This is a genomic window from Flavobacterium sp. LC2016-13 (genome assembly GCF_009707955.1).
GTDB lineage: Bacteria > Bacteroidota > Bacteroidia > Flavobacteriales > Flavobacteriaceae > Flavobacterium.
On sequence record NZ_WMDQ01000002.1, the window covers coordinates 345623 to 367606 of the forward strand.

Sequence of the window (21984 nt, forward strand, 5' to 3'; positions counted from 1 at the left end):
TCAAGTCATTATTTTTTCCATTTTAATATCGGCTCTTTCGTAAATTCCATCTTCTAAAGGCACTTCAACAAAACCAAATTTTTCGTATAAATGAATGGCAGGAAGTAACTTTGTATTTGAATATAAAAACAACTTTTTTATCTTGTTTTCTTTGGCTACGGCCATGCAATGCTCCAGTAATTTATTTCCAATTCCAAGACCTTGTGCTTTATCTGAAACTGCCATTTTACTCAACTCAAAAGTTTTATGATCAACCTTCATAAGTGAAAAAGTTCCGATAATTTCCCCGTTATATTTAGCATAGAAAATCATTCCGCCTTTATCAATAATTTCTTCTTGCGGATTTGAAAGCGTCAGTTCATCTTTTTCTTCAACTTTAAAATATTTCTGAAGCCATTCTATGTTTAAAGTCTTTATTGGTTCTTTTAAATCTGGAGAAAATGGAATAATTTCTACTGTATTTTGAAGGCTCATTGTAATGTATTTTAAAATCAATTGTTTCACAGAGATTCGCGAAGATTGCACAAAGGTTCACAAAGTTTCTTATTTATTTTTTGCGTTTCTCTGTGAAAAACTTCATGAACCTCTGTGTTATAGTTTTACCAATTAAGCTAATTTCAATTCTCTTTTTCCATCTGCCAATAACGCAATGGTAACTGTAGAATGTTCATCAGGAATTAAACTGCCGATTTTTTCAGACCATTCAATAAAACACCAGTTTCCGGAATACAAATAATCATCAACTCCCATATCAAGAGCTTCAGTTTCTTTGTTTAATCGGTAAAAATCAAAATGATAAACAATTTCATTTTTGTTGGTGTAATATTCATTCACTAAAGAAAATGTCGGGCTGCTTGTAGCGTCCTGAACTCCTAAACTTTTACATAATTGTTTGATTAAGGTCGTTTTTCCAACACCCATTTCTCCATTAAAAAGAATAATTTTTTTTGGATTTGATGCTATAATTTGCGCTGCAACTTCTTGAATTTGATCTAATGAAAAAACGATATTCATTTCTATATTTATTTTATATAATAGTCGGAGTTTTCAGTCTCAGTTGAAAACTGTAAACTGCGACTGAAAACTTTTTTATTTCGGATTAAATACCAAAAACGGAATAATCATTTCTTCTAACGAAATACCGCCGTGCTGATACGTGTTTTTATAATAACTTACATAATGATTGTAGTTGTTTACGTAAGCTAAAAACAAATCATTTTTGGCAAAAATAAACGAACTACTCATGTTTATAGCAGGCAAACCAATTATTTTAGGCTCTTTTACGACATAAACATCTTTTTGTTCATACGTTAAACTACGTCCTGTTTTATAACGCAAATTTAAGCTTGTATTTTTATCTCCAACAACTTTTGAAGGGTTTTTTACATTAATCGTTCCGTGATCTGTTGTCAGGATTAATTTGAAACCTAAAAGTTGGGCTTGCTGAATAATTTCCAATAATGGCGAATTTTTAAACCAGCTTAATGTTAGTGAACGATACGCTTTATCATCAGATGCAAGTTCTTTTACAACATCCATTTCTGTTTTGGCGTGCGATAACATATCTACAAAATTATAAACTACGGTCACTAAATCATTGCCTTTTAAGGCTTTGAAATTTTCGGCTAATTTTTTACCGCCGGCGTAATTGGTGATTTTAAAATAATCTTCTTTAAGATTCAGCCCTAAACGTTTTAATTGTGCCGATAAAAATTCAGCTTCATAAAGGTTTTTTCCACCGTCTTCAACATCGTTTTTCCAATATTGGGGAAATTGTTTTTCCATTTCGGTTGGCAATAAACCAGAGAAAATAGCATTTCTGGCGTATTGTGTAGCAGTTGGAAGAATAGAAAAGTACGGAACTTCTTTTTCTAATTTGTAATAATTGGCAACAACGGTTTCAAAAGATTTCCATTGATCGTAACGCAAATTATCAATCACAACAAATAAAACGGGTTTGTCTTTCTTTTTGATTTCGGGAACTACCAATTCCTTAAATAAGTTGTGCGATTGAATAGGTTTGTCAGCTTTTGGCGCAAACCAATCTTCATAATTTCTTTCGATATATTTTCCGAATTGAGAATTTGCTTCAACCTTTTGTGATTCGAGAATTTCAATCATTCCCTGATCATTGATATTTTCAAGTTCTAATTCCCAAAAAATCAATTTTTTATATAATTCTACCCAATCTTCATAAGAATTGACCATCGCCATTTCCATGGAAATTTTACGGAATTCCTTTTGATAATCTAAAGTTGTTTTTTCAGAAATTAACCTCGAATGATCCAGATTTTTCTTCAAACTCAATAAAATCTGATTCGGATTTACCGGTTTAATTAAATAATCAGCGATTTTTGAGCCAATGGCTTCTTCCATTATATATTCTTCCTCACTTTTGGTAATCATAATCATCGGAATGGCTGATTTTTTTTCTTTCATGTCCGAAAGTGTTTCCAAACCGCTCATTCCGGGCATATTTTCATCCAGAAAAACAATATCAAAATTGTCTTCTTCAAATAATGCTATTGCATCTAAACCATTGTTACAAGTGGTTACAGCGTAGTTTTTCTTTTCAAGAAATAATATATGTGGCTTTAAAAGATCGATTTCATCATCGACCCAAAGTATTTTAATCTTATCCATAAACAAATTTAATTTTAATGCAATTTAGAAGTATAGAACTTAAAAAGTATTAAAAATAGTATAAAATTCAGAATAAGAAATAGAGTTTTTATTTATAAATGTTTTTTGATTGTATTATTATTTAACAGTTAGTTACTTTAAAATGCTAATATTAAAGTAAAAAACTAAAATCTCTTTATAGTTATTTCCTTATATTTGTTGACCTAAAAAAGAACTCTATAGTGACCCATATAAATAAATTAAAAATATTTAACGATCCCATTTACGGGTTCATTTCCATCCCAAACGAGCTTATTTACGACTTAATCCAGCATCCGTATTTTCAGCGTTTGCGCCGTATTTCTCAAATGGGATTATCTTATTTGGTATATCCGGGCGCTAATCATACGCGTTTTCATCATGCTTTGGGATGTATGCATTTAATGCAGAAAGCTATTGAAACACTTCGTTTTAAAGGAGTTGCTATTTCAAATGATGAAGAATGTGCTTTATTAATTGCTATTTTACTGCATGATATTGGTCACGGTCCTTTTTCGCATGCCATGGAAAAAAGTATTGTTGAAGATGTAAATCATGAAGCTATTTCATTGTTATTTATGAATCAGTTAAATGATGAATTTGATGGAAAACTGAGCCTTGCAATTCAGGTTTTTAAAGGTGATTATCATAGAAAATTCATGTTGCAATTGATTTCTAGTCAGTTAGATATGGATCGAATGGATTACTTAAAACGTGATAGTTTTTATACCGGAGTTGCAGAAGGAAACGTTAATTCTGAACGTTTGATTCAAATGATGAATGTGGTTGACGGGGTTTTGGTAATTGAAGAGAAAGGTATTTATTCTGTCGAAAAATTTCTGCTTTCCAGACGATTAATGTACTGGCAGGCTTATTTGCATAAAACGAGTTTGGTTGCCGAATTAATTTTGATGAAAGCTTTAAAAAGGGCTAAAGAATTGACATTAAAAGGCGTTTCATTGCCTTGCAGCGAGCCTTTGTTGTTTTTTATGCAAAACAAAATAACGTTAGAAGATTTTGATGCCGAAAAATTGGATTTGTTTTCGCAATTGGATGATTTTGATATTATAAGTGCATTAAAAGCGTGGCAAAAACAAGATGATTTTATACTCTCTACTTTGAGTAAAATGATCATTAACAGAGATTTATTAAAGATTAAACTGAGTGCGGAAAAAATTCCGATGGAAGAATCTCAATTGTTAAAAGAAGAGTTTGCCAGCGAACACCATATTACACTATTAGAAGCAGGATATTTTATATTTAGGGGAAAAATTAAAAACCAGGCATATAGTAAAGAGGCTGAACCGATAAGAATTTTGAAAAAAGATAAGACAATTGAAGATGTTGTTGAAGCGTCTGATCAGCTGAATTTGAAATCGTTATCTAAATTGGTGACAAAATATTATATCTGTTTTCCAAAACAACTTATATAAAATTAACATTTAAAATCTATTTTTTATATTTTTGTCGCAATGAAATTTACAGCAGAACAAATAGCAGGAATTTTAGAAGGAGAAGTAGTTGGGAATCCCAATGCAGAAGTTTCTCGCTTATCTAAAATAGAAGAAGGCGAAGAAGGATCGCTTACTTTTTTGGCTAATCCCAAATATATCAATTACATATATAGTACAAAAGCAACGGTAACAATTGTTAATGATACCTTTGTACCAGAAGCCGAAATCACTACAACTTTGATAAAAGTAGAAGATGCTTATGCATCTTTTTCTAAACTTTTACATTTTTACAATCAGGTAAAGTTAAATAAAAACGGAATAGAAGTGCACTCTTTTATATCTGAAGGAACTAAATATGGAGAGAATTTATATTTAGGAAGCTTTAGTTATGTAGGGCAAAATGTTGTTTTAGGTAATAACGTAAAAATATATCCTAATAGTTTTATTGGTGATAATGTTGTTATTGGAGATAATGTATATATTTTTGCAGGCGCTAAAATATATTCTGAAACTATAATAGGAAATAATTGTACGATTCATTCAGGAACTATTATAGGTGCAGATGGTTTTGGTTTTGTACCAAATGAAGAAGGAGTTTACAGTAAAGTACCGCAAATAGGAAATGTTATTATAGAAGATAATGTTGATATTGGTGCTAATACGACAATAGACAGGGCAACTCTTGGTTCTACCATTATCAGAAAAGGAGTCAAATTAGACAATCAGATTCAGATTGCACATAATGTAGAAATTGGAAAAAATACTGTAATTGCTGCTCAATCAGGCGTTGCAGGTTCTACAAAAATTGGCGAAAACTGTATGATTGGCGGGCAGGTTGGTATCGCAGGCCATTTAGTTATAGGTAACAATGTTAGGCTTCAGGCTCAATCAGGAGTGGCAAGAAACATTAAAGATGATGAAATTTTGCAAGGGTCACCATCGTTAGGATATAGTGATTTTAATAAATCATATGTTCATTTTAAAAACCTATCTAAAATAGTGGCCGAAGTGGAAGAATTAAAGAAACAAATAATAAACCCAAAAAATGGAAATAATGGTTAAACAGAAGACCATCAAAAATGAAATTTCACTAACAGGAGTTGGATTACATACTGGAAAAGAAGTTACAATGACTTTTAAACCTGCTCCAATAGATAATGGTTTCACTTTTGTGAGAATAGATTTGCAAGGCCAGCCAGTGATTGAAGCTGATGCCAATTATGTTGTTAATACTCAAAGAGGAACTAATTTAGAAAAATTAGGTGTAAAAATACAAACTCCGGAGCACGTTTTAGCAGCAGTTGTTGGTTGTGATTTGGATAATATTATTATTGAATTGAATGCCTCTGAACTTCCTATCATGGACGGTTCATCAAAATATTTTGTTGAAGCAATTGAAAAAGCCGGTATCGAAGAACAAGATGCAAGCCGTAATGTTTATGTTGTAAAAGAAGTTATTTCATTTACTGATGAAGCAACCGGAAGCGAAATTCTTGTAATGCCAAGCGATGATTATCAGGTAACAACAATGGTAGATTTTGGTACTAAAGTATTAGGTACACAAAACGCTACTCTTAAAAGCATTTCTGATTTTAAAGCTGAAATTGCAAATTCAAGAACTTTTAGCTTCTTGCATGAATTGGAATCTTTATTAGAGCACGGATTAATTAAAGGTGGAGATTTAAACAATGCTATTGTTTATGTAGACAAAGAAATTTCTGAATCTACAATGGCTAATTTAAAGAAAGCTTTTGGTAAAGAAGAGATTTCTGTAAAACCAAACGGAGTTTTAGATAACCTTACTTTGCATTATCCAAACGAAGCAGCAAGACATAAATTGCTTGATGTTATTGGAGATTTATCTTTAATTGGAGTTCGTATTCAGGGAAAAATTATTGCAAACAAACCTGGTCATTACGTAAATACTCAATTTGCTAAAAAATTGGCTAAAATTATTAAAATAGAACAGAGAAATCACGTTCCTGTTTATGATTTGAACCAAGAGCCATTGATGGATATTCACAAAATCATGGCAATGTTGCCACACAGACCTCCATTTTTATTGATCGACAGAATTATAGAAATGTCTGATCGTCATGTTGTTGGTTTGAAAAATGTTACGATGAATGAAAACTTCTTCGTGGGACATTTTCCTGAGGCTCCGGTTATGCCAGGTGTTCTAATTGTTGAAGCTATGGCACAAACAGGAGGGATTTTGGTTTTAAGTACGGTTCCTGATCCGGAAAATTATTTGACATATTTCATGAAAATTGACAATGTTAAATTCAAGCATAAAGTATTGCCGGGAGATACCTTAATTTTCAAATGCGAATTGATTTCTCCTATCAGAAGAGGGATTTGTCACATGCAGGCAAATGCATACGCAAATGGCAAATTAGTTACTGAGGCAGAATTAATGGCTCAAATTGTTAGAAAACAATAATTTTAATCAAATTTATTGTTTACGTTTGTTGCCCAAATTAGACTATTTTAATTTAAAATATAAAACATACAGATGAATCAACCATTAGCATATGTTCATCCTGGCGCCAAAATCGCTAAAAACGTTGTAATTGAGCCTTTTACAACAATTCACAATAATGTTGTTATTGGTGATGGTACCTGGATTGGTTCAAATGTAACCATCATGGAAGGCGCTCGAATTGGTAAAAATTGCAATATTTTTCCAGGAGCTGTTATTTCAGCTGTTCCACAAGATTTAAAATTTGGTGGAGAAGATTCTCTTGCAATAATTGGTGACAATTGTACAATTAGAGAATGTGTAACTATAAATAGAGGTACAGTTGCTTCAGGGCAAACTATTTTAGGAAATAACTGTTTGGTTATGGCTTATGCACATATTGCGCACGATTGTGAAATTGGAAATAATGCCATTATCGTAAACGGAGTTGCATTAGCAGGTCACGTAGTAGTTGGAAATCACGCCGTAATTGGAGGTTTGGCAGCTATTCACCAATTTATTCATATTGGAGATCATGCTATGATTTCTGGAGGATCTTTGGTAAGAAAAGATGTTCCGCCATATACAAAAGCAGCAAAAGAACCTTTATCATACGTAGGGATTAATTCTGTAGGTTTAAGAAGAAGAGGATTTAGTACTGAAAAAATTAGAGAAATTCAGGAAATTTATAGAATTCTATACCAAAAAAATTACAATACAACGCAAGCTTTAAGTATTATTGAAGCTGAAATGGAAGCTACTCCTGAGAGAGATGAAATTTTAGATTTTATCAGAAATTCATCAAGAGGAATTATGAAAGGTTATTCAGGAAACTATTAATTTTAGAGTTTAGATTTCTAAACCGCACATTAAAATTAAAAATAGAATTATTAAAAATAAAAGAATGGAAGATTTATTCTGTTGAGAATCTAAAATCTACATTCTAAAATCTAAAATAAAACAAATGGCGTCTACATCAGATATTAGAAACGGATTGTGTATTAAATTTAATCACGATATTTATAAAATAGTCGAATTTCTTCACGTAAAACCTGGGAAAGGTCCGGCTTTCGTTAGAACAAAATTAAGAAGTTTAACTACAGGAAGAGTATTAGACAATACATTTTCTGCAGGACATAAAATTGACGACGTGCGTGTAGAGACACATAACTACCAATTTTTATATGCTGAAGGTGATGAATTTCATTTTATGAATACAGAATCTTTTGAGCAAATTTCTTTGAATAAAAATATCCTGGATGCTCCGGGATTATTAAAAGAAGGAACAAGTGTAATGGTTCAGGTAAATACTGAAACTGATTTGCCTTTATCAGTAGATATGCCATCTTCTGTAATCCTTGAAGTTACATACGCTGAGCCGGGAGTAAAAGGAAATACAGCTACAAATGCAACTAAATCTGCTACGGTAGAAACAGGTGCTACAGTAAACGTTCCGTTATTCATCAACGAAGGTGATAAAATTAAAATTGATACAGCTTCAGGTTCTTACATGGAGCGTGTAAAAGAGTAGTTTTTATAAGTTTTCAGTTTTCAGTCGCAGTTAGCAGTTTGTTGATAGATTGAAAACTGAGACTGAAAACTGAGACTAAAAACTAAATATATTATGAAATTTCCAAAAGTTCACTCTTTAGAAGAAATTGCAAATTTGCTTAATTGCGAATTTATTGGTGACAAAAACTTTGAGGTTTTAGGCATGAATGAAATACATGTTGTTGAACCTGGTGATATTGTTTTTGTTGACCATCCTAAATACTATGACAAAGCTTTACAGTCTGCGGCTACGATTGTTTTAATTAACAAAAAAGTAGATTGTCCTGAAGGTAAAGCACTTTTAATTTCTGATGATCCTTTCAGAGATTTCAATACCCTAACCAAACATTTTAGACCTTTTCAGGCAACTTCTGTATCTATTGCTCTTTCTGCAACGATTGGAGAAGGAACTGTAATTCAGCCAAATAGTTTTGTTGGAAACAACGTTACAATAGGTAAAAACTGTTTGATACATTCTAATGTTTCTATTTACGACCATACAGTAATTGGTGATAATGTAATTATTCATGCAGGAACTATTTTAGGTGCCGATGCTTTTTATTACAAAAAACGCCCGGATGGTTTCGATCAGTTAATTTCTGGTGGAAGAGTAGTCATTCAGGATAATGTTGGTATTGGTGCCCTTTGTACTATTGATAAAGGGGTTACAGGTGACACTACAATTGGAGAAGGTACAAAACTTGATAATCAGGTGCATGTTGGCCATGATACAGTAATAGGAAAAAAATGTTTAATTGCATCACAAACTGGTATTGCCGGTTGCGTTGTTATTGAAGATGAAGTTATAATTTGGGGACAAGTTGGTACAACAAGCGGTATCACAATAGGAGCGAAGGCTGTTATTATGGGACAAACAGGTGTTACTAAATCGGTTGAAGGCGGAAAATCTTATTTTGGAACTCCAATTGAAGAATCAAGAGAAAAGTTAAAGCAATTAGCCAATATCAAGAAGATTCCTGAAATTCTAAATAAATTGAAGTAATATGTCTATAAAAGAATTTGTTCAAAAATTTTATAAGTCGGATGCCTTGATTGATAGTGAAATCATGAAAATTTACTTGCATCCTGAGGTAAAGTTAGATTGGCATAGCACCAAAGGATTAATCGAAATGGATTATAATTCGATGTTAGCTATGGCGAATGAACTAAGTCGTGCTTATGTACGTTCGAAAGTTAGAATAAGTCATATTATTGCCGAAGATGATTTAGTATCAATACGTTATTCTCATTTTGTAAAAACGATTGAAAACCCAAGAGAAGAGATGTTATTAGCTCATTTTGCTACAATTTGGCAAATTAAAGATGACAAATTATATCGCGGTTATCAGATGAGTCAATTTTCTTAATTTTTTTGAAGACAAAAAGGTTAAAATAGATTACAAAACCTTATTTTTGCAACACAATTTTAAAAACTACATAAAATATATATCATGAGTGTTTTAGTTAATAAAGATTCCAAAATAATTGTTCAAGGATTTACAGGAAGCGAAGGAACTTTCCATGCTTCTCAAATGATTGAGTACGGTACTAATGTTGTTGGTGGTGTTACTCCGGGAAAAGGAGGAACTAGCCATTTAGATCGTCCGGTTTTTAATACAGTAAAAGACGCTGTAGATCAAGCTGGAGCTGATACATCTATCATTTTTGTACCGCCGGCTTTTGCTGCTGATGCAATTATGGAAGCTGCTGATGCTGGAATCAAAGTAATTATTGCTATTACAGAAGGAATTCCTGTAGCAGATATGATTAAAGCAAATAATTATGTTAAAGAAAGAAATTCTAGATTAATCGGACCAAACTGTCCGGGAGTAATTACTCCGGGTGAAGCTAAAGTTGGTATTATGCCAGGTTTCGTTTTCAAAAAAGGTACAGTTGGTATCGTTTCTAAATCAGGAACTTTAACTTATGAAGCTGCTGACCAAGTTGTAAAACAAGGTTTAGGAATTACTACAGCTATTGGTATTGGTGGAGATCCAATTATTGGAACTACTACTAAAGAAGCTGTTGAATTATTAATGAACGATCCGGAAACTGAAATTATCATCATGATTGGTGAAATTGGAGGTCAATTAGAAGCTGATGCTGCTAAATGGGTAAGAGCTGATGGTAACCGTAAACCAGTTGTTGGTTTTATCGCTGGAGAAACTGCTCCTGCTGGTAGAACAATGGGTCATGCAGGTGCTATTGTTGGTGGTTCTGATGATACAGCTGCTGCTAAAAAACAAATTATGAGAGACAATGGAATTCACGTTGTTGATTCACCAGCTGAAATTGGTAAAAAAGTAAAAGAAGTACTTGGATAATATCCAATATTTGAAATAAAAAATTCCAAAAAAAGTCTCAATATTTTGTTGAGACTTTTTTACATTTTTAAAATGTTGGAATAAAATTAAAAATCTTAGCAGCTCAGATTCTCAGAACCTTAGAAGCTTAAAAAAGAAAAATATGTACAAAGAATTAAAAAAGTTTAAAGTAAGCAATAGTTTTACTTTTACTATTGAAGACAGTTTAGAACAAGTTTGCAATGCTCCTGAAGGAGGTGCAGGTGTTTTTGTTGTTTATGCAGTTGAAGGTGATGCAAAAGAATTGATTATGGTTGGTTCTACAGGAACTGTTCAGAATGACGGAACTTTGAAAAGCAAAAATGGTGGTTTGTATGATAAAATCGTAAACGGACACCAATTTGCTAAAACAGGAAGAAAATATTCTTGGCCGGCACAAATGAAATTAGAAAATATCTCTGCTCTTGAAGTGGTTTGGTATGAAACTTTTAATGCAGCTGCAAAAGCAATTCCAACTGCAGTTGAAGGACAAGTTTTGCAAAATTTCTTAGATGAAAATGCAAAATTACCAAGATGGAATGTAGCTTTCTAAAAGCTGTTTTTAAATAAAATTTATTGAAAGCCTTGCTATTTATTTAGTAAGGCTTTTTTTATTAAGTAATTAGGTTTTAAGTTTTGAGCTTTATATATTTATCATCCAAAAACAAACCAAAACTATGATAAAAAACTACTTATTATTACTGGCTTTATGCTTTTTTTCTTCTATAAATGCTCAAATAATAAATTTTACTGATGCTAATTTTAAAACAAAATTACTTCAGGCAAGCGAGAATAATAAAATTGCCAAAGATTTAACTGCAAAATATTTTAAAATTGACTCTAATAATAATGGAGAAATTGAAATAGCAGAAGCCTTAAACGTGACATATCTAGATTTAACGAATTCTAATATTTCTTCATTAGATGAAATCAAAAATTTGAACAATTTAAATGATTTAAATTGTTCAAATAATAACTTGAAATTACTGGATGTAGGTAATTTAAAAAATCTTAATAGATTAGTATGCTCATCAAATGAAATTAGCGATTTAAACCTTGCAGATTTAAACAAGATAACAACATTAATTTGTGCACAAAATAAGTTAACTTCAATAAACGTCTCTAATTTAAGCTTAAACATATTTGAATGCAATAATAATAGTTTAAATAATTTAGATGTTTCAAATAGTTCTAATCTTCAAGAACTTGTTTGTTATGAAAATAAACTTACTGAATTGAAACTTCCAAACTCTACTCAATTGTGGTTTTTAAGATGTGCCCAAAATTCATTAACTAGTCTAGATATTACAAAATTAAAAGGACTCCAATATTTTGATTTTTGGAATAATAAAATTGCAAATATTGATTTTTCAAATTCTAATAAATTAACAGATTGTTATGGCGGAATAAATCCGATAGAGTCTATTAATTTATCTAATTTGCAGCTTTTAAAAACTTTATGGATAGGGCATACGCTTATCAAAACGTTAGACTTAAGTAATTTAAAAAATTTAAAAGATCTAAATATATCGGATTGTCCTAATTTAGAATTTCTTAATATTAAGAATGGAACTATTGAAAATTTAAATTTTTTAGAAACTGCCTTAATCTCTTTGGGATATAACGGACTTAATTTTTCAAATTGTCCAAAACTTCAATATATTTGCGATGATGAATCTAATTTAGAGATTGTTACGCAAAAAATAGCTCCATATAATTATATAAATTGTGTAGTTGGAAATTATTGTTCATTTAAGCCTGGCGAAATAAATTACACATTTCAGGGTAAAAGCCAAGTCGATTTCAATAATGATGGCTGCGACGCTGGTGATATCGCAACTTCATATTTAAAATTTTCTATTTCAAATGGTAATAAAGTAGAGAGCTATATTACAGATTCAAATGGTTTATATTCTTTTAAGGTTCCTGCAGGTTCGTACACAATTACTCCCATTATTGAAAATACAAGCTATTTTTCGATTTTACCAGCTTCTATAAATATTGTTTTTCCAACACAAACTAGTGCTTTAAATCAGAATGTTTGTTTAGTACCAAACGGTTCTCATAAAGATTTAGAAATAAGCTTTCTACCGTTGGAAACTGCAAGTCCGGGTTTTGATGTAAAGTATAAAATTATTTATAAAAATAAAGGAAATGTAGTTCAATCCGGTAAAATCAATCTGTCTTTTAGTGATTCTGTTTTAGATTTAGTTTCTACAAGTTTAACAGTTTCAAATCAAACACAAAATAATTTAATTTGGGATTTTTCTAATTTAAAGCCTTTTGAGTCAAGAGAAATAACTTTAACTTTGAATGTCAATTCTCCAACAGAAATACCTGCAGTAAATAACAATGATATTTTAAAATATACCGCATCAATAAATTCTTCTGAAATTGATGAAACACCTATAGATAACATTTTTGAATTAAATCAAACAGTATTAGGCTCTTATGATCCAAATGATAAAACATGTTTGGAGGGTGATGTTATTAAACCGGAATTAATTGGAGAATATGTTCATTATTTAATTCGCTTTGAAAATACCGGAACTTATCCGGCAGAAAATATTGTAGTAAAAGACATGATCGATTTATCAAAATTTGACATTTCAACTTTGGTACCAACTAGTGCAAGCCACTCGTATACTACTAAAATATCAAACGGAAATAAAGTAGAATTCATCTTCGAAAAAATAAATCTTCCTTTTGATGATGCTAACAATGACGGGTATATAGCTTTTAAAATCAAAACTTTGTCAAGTTTGAAAGTAGGCGATAAATTTCAAAATGAAGCTAATATTTATTTTGATTATAACTTCCCAATTTTAACAAATAAAGCAACATCAACTTTTAAAACTCTAGGAACTCAGGATTTTGAATTTTCTAATTATTTTAATGTTTATCCAAATCCGGCAAAAAATGATTTAAATATTTCTTTGAATAATCAAATTGCAATCCAGTCAATCTCAATATATAATATTTTGGGACAATTGGTAATTGCTGTTCCTAATGCTGAAAAGGCTACAAAAGTCGACGTTTCAAAATTACGAACTGGAAGTTATATTTTGAAAATTAAAACTGACAAAGGAATTTCAGGAACAAAGTTTATTAAGGAATAAACTTATATCCATATAACATGATAAATTCTTACATTTTAGATATTCTTTAAAATAATATTTTTTTTAACATTTATTTAAGAAGTCTGTCATAGTCAAAGTTACAAGCGGTTTCTGTATTAAGAAACCGCTTCTTTTTTGTAAATAAATTGGTTTTTATTTATTTGCTTTTATATATTTATCGAACAAACTTAAAGAATAATGTTAAAATATTATTCTCTTACTATTAAGCAAAGCCTGTTTTCTAAATATACGACGCCTCAAATAAATATGAAAAGCCCAATCTTAAACAATAAACTTTTAGATGATAATACGCTTTGGAGTAACTTAAAAGCTGGTGATGAAAAATCATTTTCATTACTTTTTGAGAGATATTACAAAGATTTAATTAGCTACGGAAATTCGCTTTCTCCATTTCAGGAAAAAGTGCAGGATTGTGTACAGGATGTTTTCGCTGATGTGTGGGTATATCGAAATTCATTGCAGGAAAGTGTAATTGTAAAAGCGTACTTGCTATCAAGTGTAAGAAAAAGAATTGCCCGCTTATTTCAAAGAGATCATATATTTCGTAAAACAACTTCAACAGAAGCACTTGAATTTCTTTTTGATTTTTCTATAGAAAATGAATTAGTAGAAGATGAAGTAACTGCAGAACGTGTTTTGTATCTTAATAAATTATTGAACGATTTGCCTCCACGTCAAAAAGAAGCTTTGTATCTTAGATATCATCAAGGCTTGGCTGTAGAACAAATTGCAGAATTGCTGGATGTTAATTATCAATCAGCAAATAACTTATTATATCGAGGATTATTAAGTCTTCGCAAAGAATGGAAAGGTAATTTATCTTATATTTTACTAGTATCTTCAGGGGTTTTGCAATTTTCTTAAAAAAAACTTAAAAATAATCACAATTAGGTGAGTATGTAATAAGAAAAGTGTCCTCTATGTTTTTGTAACCCTAATTCTAAGATGCAAAAACGTAATAATTATACCGAAATCGAAGATTTTTTAGCTGATGAATCATTTCAATTATGGATTCTTTCCAAAATTGATGAACAAGGCTGGGAAGAATGGACATTAGAAAATCGTCAACGAGCCAAATTAGTTGAGGATGCCAGACTTTTATTATTAGCAATGAAAGTTACTGATGTGAATTTGTCTCAAAATGAGATTCACGAAGCGTTAGAATCTACCTGGAATAAAATCGAAGAAAAAGAAAACTTTTATAAGCAAACTGCAAAATCAAAAATTAGATTTTTGCAAAGATATTGGTTAAGTGCTTCTGTAGCGGCAGTTTTGTTAATCTTTATATCACTTTATGTTTTCAGAAATAATAACATCACAACCAATACTGTTGTTACCTACAATGAATTGATTGAAGAAAATAATGAAGGATTGGTTGAACAAACCAATAATTCAGATATATCTCAAATCATAACATTATCAGATGGAAGTTCTGTTTTATTACAACCTAATAGTAAATTAAGTTATCCTAAAATCTTTACCGGGAATGAAAGAAAGGTCTATTTATCCGGCGAAGGTTTCTTTGAAATTAGTAAAAATCCCAAAAAGCCTTTTTTTGTTTATGCTAACGAAATTGTAACAAGAGTTGTTGGTACTAGTTTTAGAATTAAAGCATATCAGGATCAACAAAATGTTGAAGTTCTTGTTCGCACCGGTAAAGTAAGGGTAAAATCAAATAGTCTTGTTTCTAACGCAACTGATCACGAAGTAGTATTGCTTCCAAATCAGGCACTTCGATTCATTCGTAAAGATTTGGTATTTAATAAAATAACAAATATAACTAAAGACGAAGTTCTGGTTCATAGTGTTGGAAATATTGAGCAGCTTAGTTTTGAATTTAATGATATTCCAATCACTCAAATTTTTGAGACAATCGAGCAGGCTTATTTAGTTAATATTGATTATCCAAAAGATAAACTAAAAGATTGTCACTTAACAACATCACTAAGCGATCAGCCGTTACCGGAAAAACTTAAAATCATTTGCAAAAGTATTGGAGGTGATAGTACATTCGAGATGAATGGAAATCAAATTACCATACATTCAGAAGGTTGTAATTAAGCATATTTATTTCAAATAAATTTTATCTATAAACTAAACTAAAACTAAATATAATTAAAAGCCTATGTAACAATAAAATACATTAAAAAAAGTGCCGAAATGCTGTAACATTATCGACACTTAATAAAATTGAATTTCTCTCTGTAAAGAGTTATTCATTACGTTTCTTAAAAATACACTCGAACAGTATTAATCAAAACACACCAAAATTATGAAAAAACCAGTTGTTAAACAACGATTACTCTACCGAATCATGAAAATAACGCTATTTCAGTTTGTCTTAGCACTTGTATTTTCAAGTGTTACGATGGCAAACAGTATAAACGGGCAGAAAAAACTAGATACCAAAGTTACAATTACAGTTGAAAATTTGACTTTGGACAATGCATTGTCTAAAATTGAGAAGTCTGCACATGTAAAATTTTCTTACAATTCAAGACTTCCTCAGCTAAATTATAAAGTTAGTATAGATGCTAATGATGAAGTACTGTCTAGTATTCTTAGCCGAATTCTAGCGCCTTTTAATATTACTTACTCAGAAATTAGTAATCAGATTATTTTGCAAAAAAGTGCAGCTGCAGATCCTTTTGCAAAAGCAGATAATCGCGATTCTCTTTTTGAAATATTAACGGCAGGTCCAATTATCAAAGGAAAAGTTACTGACCCAAGTGGAGTACCATTACCTGGAGCAACAGTATTGGCAAAAGGAACAAAAATTGCTGTATTGACAGATTTTGATGGTAATTTTTCTATCGAAATGCCTGCTAACAGCACAGGTCTTGTTATTTCTTATGTTGGTATGGAAACCAAAGAAGTAGGTATTGAAAATACTTCACCAACGATTATTTTAAATGAAGCAGGGCAAAACTTAAAAGAAGTTGTAGTTACTACAGGTTACGAAAAAACATCTAAAAGAACTTTTACAGGAGCAATCAGTAAAATTTCAGGAGCTGAACTTAAAGTTGATGGTGTTGTAGACGTGAGTAGAATGATTGAAGGTAAAGCTGCCGGAGTTACAGTTCAAAACGTAACAGGTACTTTTGGTACAGCTCCTAAAATTACCGTTCGTGGATCTTCTTCTATTTTTGGAGATACAAAACCATTATGGGTAATTGACGGTGTAGTTCAGGAAGATATCATTAATTTATCATTTGCAGATTTGGCCTCTGGAAATTCAGAAACATTATTGAGTTCTTCTGTTGCAGGTTTAAATGCAAACGATATTCAGAGTATTGAGATTCTTAAAGATGCATCTGCAACTTCGATCTATGGTTCAAGATCATTAAATGGAGTTGTAGTTATTACAACAAAACAAGGTCGTAGAGATTCTCCATTAAAAGTAAGTTATGGTTTAGAACAAAGTGTTAGAGCAGTTCCAAATTACAGCCAATATGATATCTTAAATTCTCAGGAATCTATGAGTATTATGAAGGAAATGGAAGCTAAAGGTTATTTAGATTTACCTTCTACAGTAAACGGAAGATATGGTGGAGCTTATAATATTTTAGGTAGAGCTATAAATACTTATGTGCCTGAAACAGATAGTTATTTAGTTAACAATGATCCGGTTAGCCGTAATAATTTTTTAAAGAAATACGAATTGGCAAATACAGATTGGTTTAATGTTTTATTCAGACCGTCTATTACACAAAATCACTCTTTAAGTTTTTCTGGAGGTGGTAAAAACAATACATTTTATGCTTCTTTAGGATATTATACAGATCCGGGATGGACAATTGCTGATGATGTAAAACAAATTTCATCAAATATTAGAGGTACATTTTATGTAAATGACAGATTAAATATTACTTTATCTACATTGGCTTCGATTCGTGATCAAGGTGCGCCGGGAAGTTATGAAAGTGAAAAAGATGTTGTATTTGGAAAAGTAACTCGTGATTTTGATATCAACCCATTTAATTATGTATTAAATACAAGTAGAACTTTACGTCCTTATGACGAAAAAGGTAATCTTGAATATTACAGAAATAACTGGGCTAAAATGAACATCATTAACGAATTGGCAAACAATTATATGGAAATCGAAGTTAAAGATATCCGTTTCCAATTAGATTTAGATTATAAAATTACGCCGCATTTAAATTACAATCTGACAGGTTCAGCTCGTTATGCAAACACAAGCCGTGAGCATAAAATATTAGAAGGTTCAAACGTTGTTGGAGCTTATAAAGCGGGTACACCAGATGGTGAAGATGGAGTAAATACATTAGTAAGAGATGCTAATATCTTTTTATATCAGGATCCTAATGATTTAACAGCGCCTAAAGTTTCTGTTTTACCAAATGGAGGTTTCTTAAGAAAATTCACAAACGACTTAACTTCTTACAACTTAAGAAATAGTGTTAATTACAGAAACACATTCAATGATAAACATGAAGTAGAAGGTTTATTTGGTACAGAGTTAAGAGTAGTTGACAGAAGCAGTGATAATTTTACTGCTGCAGGTTTACAATATGACAGAGGTTTAACTGCATTTACTGATCCTAGAATTATCGAAAAAATCATCAATGGAGGAGATTCTTATTATGGTTTTAATGAAGAAAAAGAAAGAACAGTAGGTTTCTTCGGAAAAGTTGGATATACGTATGATCGTCGTTATACATTCTCGGTTACAGGACGTTATGACGGATCAAACAGACAAGGAAACAGTGATTCATCAAGATGGTTACCAACTTATACTTTTAGTGGAAAATGGAATGTTGCTGAAGAAAGTTTCATGAAAAACATTGAATCAGTTAATACTTTGGCATTAAGAGCTTCTTACGGTTTAACAGCTACGGCAGGACCAGCAACAAACTCTTTGGCAATTTACAAAAGTTATGTTACAGATCGTTTTAATCTTGATGACAGAGAAACCGGAATTCAGATTGATGAACTACAAAATGGAAGTTTAACTTGGGAAAAACAATTTGAAACTAACATAGGTGTTGATCTTGGTATGTTTAACAATAGAGTTCAGTTAACAACAGATATTTACCGTCGTAAAGCATTTGATTTAGTAGATTATGTAATTACTTCAGGAATTGGAGGTCAAAGAATCAGACAAGGAAACAATGCTGATATGGAAACTAAAGGTTTAGAGATTGGATTTACAACTAAAAATATTGATGCTAAAGACTTTAAATGGTCTACAACGCTTAATTTTTCTGTTTATAAACAAGAAATTACAAAGTTAGAAAATACTCCTACAGCATTTGATTTAATCGATGCAAATGGAGGTAACACACTTGGACATCCTAGAAATTCATTGTATTCATACCAATTTACAGGTTTGAACAATCAAGGTTTGCCAACTTTTGTAATGGCTGACGGAGAAACGGATAATATTACAGGAGCAAATTTTCAGGATAATTTAAATGTTACTAAATATTTGAAATACGAAGGATCTATTGAACCAAATAAATCTATAGGTTTAGCAAATACGTTTACGTATAAAAACTGGTCTTTATATGTATTTTTTGTTGGATCAGGAGGAAACAAAGTTCGTTTAAATCCAGTATATGACAGTACTTATGATGATTTAACGGTTTTCACAAAAGATTTTACCAACAGATGGATAAATCCTGGAGATGAAAATTATACAAACATTCCAGTAATCGCAGATAAACGTTTAAATGCTAATTACGGAGGAGAACGTACACTTGCAAGAGCTTACAATACGTATAATTATTCTGATGCTCGTATTGCAGATGGAGATTTTGTTAGACTAAAAAACATCTCTTTAAGTTGGGAATTTCCAAGTGATTTCAAGAGAAAATTAGGACTTAGTACTTTTACCCTAAAAGGTTCAGCAGTTAATCCTTGGTTACTTTACTCTGATAAGAGATTAAACGGTCAGGATCCTGAGTTCCGTAATTCAGGAGGAGTTGCTTTACCGGTAACATCTCAATATACTTTTACTTTAAACCTTTCATTATAATAGTCAAAATTATGAAAAACTTAAAAATAGCATTATCCCTATTAATACTTATAAGTATTACTAGCTGTGATGATTTCCTTTCTGAAAAACCAGATAACAGAACAGAAATAGATACTCCGGATAAAATATCCGAAATATTAGTAAATGCCTATCCTCAAATGAGTTATTTTGATATTGCTGAAACAATGTCAGATAATGTTTTTGATAGTAGAATGCCGGAAACGTTGCTAAAAAACGAACAAAACTATAATTGGGAAATTCAGACAGAAACAGCTGATATTGACACTCAGGCATACTATTGGGATGCTTGTTACAAAGCAATTGCACACGCCAATAAAGCGCTTGAAGCTATTGATCAATTAGGAAATTCAGCAAGTTTGAATCCGCAAAAGGGAGAAGCATTATTAGCCAGAGCCTATTCTCACTTTATGTTGGTCTCTCTTTGGTCTAAACGTTATAATCCTGCTACTGCTGCTACAGATTTAGGAATTCCTTATGTAACAAAACCAGAAACAGAATTATTGACAAAATATAAAAGAAATACTATAAAAGAAGTTTTCGATTTTATTCAAAAAGATATAGAAGATGGTTTACCATTAGTAACAAACGATTACAAACAGCCTAAATTTCACTTTAATGTAAGTGCAGCAAAAGCTTTCGCAAGTAGATTTTATTTAATAAAAGGTGATTGGGACAAAGTTATTGAAGTATCTAATGATTTAGGTTCTAAACCAGTAGGAAGATTAAGAGACTTTTTATCTTATGAATCAATAGCTGTTAATGCACAAAGATTAGCTTATGCAAGCAGTGATGTTGAAACGAACCTATTAATTGTATCTGCAAATTCTATTGTGAGCAGATCTTACTATTCAAATCGCTTTTACCTTTCAGGTTCTCGTTATCCGGAAATTTTCGGTACAGCTACAAGCCTTTTTGCTAAACCATGGTATTATAACTTTTATTCTTCAAATAGTAGTATAACAGTTTTTCTTCCAAAGTTCTACGAATATTTTAAATATTCGAATGTAACAGCTGGAATTGGAGATCCTTATGTTGCCGAAGTTTTATTGAGTAATGATGAATTTTTCTTAAACAGAATTGAAGCTCACGTAATGAAAGGCGATATTGCTTTAGCAAATGATGAGCTTGAATATTTTCTATCAACAAGAACAGTAGGTTATGTTGCTACAGATAAAGTAACTCAGGCAAAAGTTGTAGCCAAATATCCGGTAATTGCTGATGAATTTACACCATTTTACACTATGACTCCGGTGCAGACATCTTATGTAAAAGCACTTGCAGAAACAAGACGTAGAGATTTTGTACATGAAGGAATGAGATGGTTTGATGTTAAGCGTTTTAACCTTGTAGTTAATCACGAAACAACTAATAGACCAACTAATATTTTAGCAAAAGATGACAACCGCAGAGCTTTGCAAATTCCGCTTCATGCGTCAAATACTGGTGTTGAATTAAATCCTAGATAAATTTTAAAAGTAAATTGTTATGAAACTAATAAAATATAATAAAATTGCAATGTTACTTATGGTTTCAATGGCCGTAATTTCATGCGCACACGATGATCAACCGGGAGATAGTCAATTAGATTATACACAACCAATAAGAACAGATTTAGATAATTGGATAGCAACTACATATTTGAATCCATATAATATTAATGTACAATATAAATGGAATCAAAATACGGTTGATAACAGTCGTTATTTATTTCCTCCAACAATAGATAAAGTACAGCCAGCCCTTGAGATTGTTGAAACAATTTGGCTTAAAAGTTATTCTACAATTGGTGGTGCAGATTTCGTAAAAAAAATCGCGCCTCGAGAAATTGTTTTAATTGGTGGTGTGAATTTAAATAGTGTTGGTACAAGAACCTTAGGTTTAGCCGAAGGAGGACAACGTGTTACCTTATTTGAAACAGATTATATAGATCAATCTGATCGCGAAAATGTTTCAGAATTTATTCACACAATTCAACATGAATATATCCATATTTTGAATCAGCATAAACCATTTGATGAAAAATCATGGTCAGCTTTAACACCTGGTGGATATACAGCTGATTGGTATAATTTCTCAATTCCGGTATCAAACGAAATTGGATTTATTACCAGTTATGCCAGATCAAATATTAATGAAGATTTTGCAGAAACAGCTTCAATGATATTAATATATTCAAAAGCAGAATATGCTGCATTTTTAGCTGGCATCCAAAGTCCAACTGCCTTAGCAGCATTAAGAGCGAAAGAAGCTCTTGTTGTAAAATATTTTAAAGAAGCCTACAACATGGATTTCTATGCATTGAGAGATGAAGCTGAAAAAAATACAACTGCTGTAATAAACAACTAAAAGAAGT

At 31.4% G+C, this 21984-nt stretch carries 18 protein-coding genes; 15 read left to right on the forward strand and 3 right to left on the reverse strand.

Annotation, left to right across the window (positions count from 1 at the left end):
* From GKZ86_RS05305 to GKZ86_RS05315, 3 genes are all read right to left on the reverse strand, one after another.
* A complete protein-coding gene (locus GKZ86_RS05305; RefSeq protein ID WP_154782068.1) occupies positions 1–474 on the reverse strand; it encodes a GNAT family N-acetyltransferase in 474 nt (157 codons plus the stop codon).
* Positions 475–606: 132 nt separating this feature from the next.
* Complete coding sequence (gene tsaE, locus GKZ86_RS05310; RefSeq protein WP_154782069.1) at positions 607–1014, reverse strand: tRNA (adenosine(37)-N6)-threonylcarbamoyltransferase complex ATPase subunit type 1 TsaE; 408 nt, start codon at positions 1012–1014, stop codon at positions 607–609.
* 75 nt (positions 1015–1089) lie between these two features.
* Positions 1090–2643, reverse strand: coding sequence for a bifunctional response regulator/alkaline phosphatase family protein (locus tag GKZ86_RS05315; protein ID WP_154782070.1), 1554 nt, complete (start codon positions 2641–2643; stop codon positions 1090–1092).
* Positions 2644–2864: 221 nt separating this feature from the next.
* Between GKZ86_RS05315 and GKZ86_RS05320 the strand changes: the two genes are divergently transcribed.
* From GKZ86_RS05320 to GKZ86_RS05390, 15 genes are all read left to right on the forward strand, one after another.
* Positions 2865–4094 (forward strand): HD domain-containing protein, encoded by a 1230-nt coding sequence (locus tag GKZ86_RS05320; RefSeq protein ID WP_194632450.1) that lies wholly within the window; start codon positions 2865–2867, stop codon positions 4092–4094.
* 39 nt (positions 4095–4133) lie between these two features.
* Complete coding sequence (gene lpxD / locus GKZ86_RS05325) at positions 4134–5177, forward strand: UDP-3-O-(3-hydroxymyristoyl)glucosamine N-acyltransferase (RefSeq protein WP_154782071.1); 1044 nt, start codon at positions 4134–4136, stop codon at positions 5175–5177.
* On the forward strand, positions 5170–6558 hold the full coding sequence (locus GKZ86_RS05330; protein ID WP_059115789.1) for a bifunctional UDP-3-O-[3-hydroxymyristoyl] N-acetylglucosamine deacetylase/3-hydroxyacyl-ACP dehydratase: 1389 nt from the start codon (positions 5170–5172) through the stop codon (positions 6556–6558). Before lpxD ends, GKZ86_RS05330 begins: the two co-directional genes overlap by 8 nt.
* A gap of 72 nt (positions 6559–6630) precedes the next feature.
* Positions 6631–7416 (forward strand): acyl-ACP--UDP-N-acetylglucosamine O-acyltransferase, encoded by a 786-nt coding sequence (gene lpxA, locus GKZ86_RS05335; protein ID WP_029270176.1) that lies wholly within the window; start codon positions 6631–6633, stop codon positions 7414–7416.
* A gap of 124 nt (positions 7417–7540) precedes the next feature.
* Positions 7541–8107: an elongation factor P gene (gene efp, locus GKZ86_RS05340; protein WP_035624093.1), complete on the forward strand. Its 567-nt coding sequence runs from the start codon at positions 7541–7543 to the stop codon at positions 8105–8107.
* A 93-nt stretch (positions 8108–8200) separates the two neighbouring features.
* Positions 8201–9130, forward strand: coding sequence for a UDP-3-O-(3-hydroxymyristoyl)glucosamine N-acyltransferase (locus tag GKZ86_RS05345; protein WP_154782072.1), 930 nt, complete (start codon positions 8201–8203; stop codon positions 9128–9130).
* 64 nt (positions 9131–9194) lie between these two features.
* Positions 9195–9494, forward strand: coding sequence for a nuclear transport factor 2 family protein (locus tag GKZ86_RS05350; protein WP_228526537.1), 300 nt, complete (start codon positions 9195–9197; stop codon positions 9492–9494).
* An 84-nt stretch (positions 9495–9578) separates the two neighbouring features.
* The gene (sucD, locus tag GKZ86_RS05355; RefSeq protein WP_007808093.1) at positions 9579–10451 is read left to right on the forward strand and encodes a succinate--CoA ligase subunit alpha; all 873 of its coding nucleotides are present in this window, start codon (positions 9579–9581) and stop codon (positions 10449–10451) included.
* A 142-nt stretch (positions 10452–10593) separates the two neighbouring features.
* On the forward strand, positions 10594–11022 hold the full coding sequence (locus GKZ86_RS05360) for a hypothetical protein (RefSeq protein WP_154782074.1): 429 nt from the start codon (positions 10594–10596) through the stop codon (positions 11020–11022).
* A gap of 124 nt (positions 11023–11146) precedes the next feature.
* Complete coding sequence (locus GKZ86_RS05365) at positions 11147–13588, forward strand: T9SS type A sorting domain-containing protein (protein WP_154782075.1); 2442 nt, start codon at positions 11147–11149, stop codon at positions 13586–13588.
* Positions 13589–13855: 267 nt separating this feature from the next.
* The gene (locus GKZ86_RS05370) at positions 13856–14473 is read left to right on the forward strand and encodes an RNA polymerase sigma factor (RefSeq protein ID WP_154782076.1); all 618 of its coding nucleotides are present in this window, start codon (positions 13856–13858) and stop codon (positions 14471–14473) included.
* An 81-nt stretch (positions 14474–14554) separates the two neighbouring features.
* Complete coding sequence (locus GKZ86_RS05375; protein WP_154782077.1) at positions 14555–15670, forward strand: FecR family protein; 1116 nt, start codon at positions 14555–14557, stop codon at positions 15668–15670.
* 211 nt (positions 15671–15881) lie between these two features.
* The gene (locus tag GKZ86_RS05380) at positions 15882–19610 is read left to right on the forward strand and encodes a SusC/RagA family TonB-linked outer membrane protein (protein WP_154782078.1); all 3729 of its coding nucleotides are present in this window, start codon (positions 15882–15884) and stop codon (positions 19608–19610) included.
* Positions 19611–19621: 11 nt separating this feature from the next.
* A complete protein-coding gene (locus GKZ86_RS05385) occupies positions 19622–21097 on the forward strand; it encodes a RagB/SusD family nutrient uptake outer membrane protein (protein WP_154782079.1) in 1476 nt (491 codons plus the stop codon).
* A gap of 19 nt (positions 21098–21116) precedes the next feature.
* A complete protein-coding gene (locus GKZ86_RS05390; protein ID WP_154782080.1) occupies positions 21117–21977 on the forward strand; it encodes a substrate import-associated zinc metallohydrolase lipoprotein in 861 nt (286 codons plus the stop codon).
* Positions 21978–21984 lie beyond the last annotated feature (7 nt).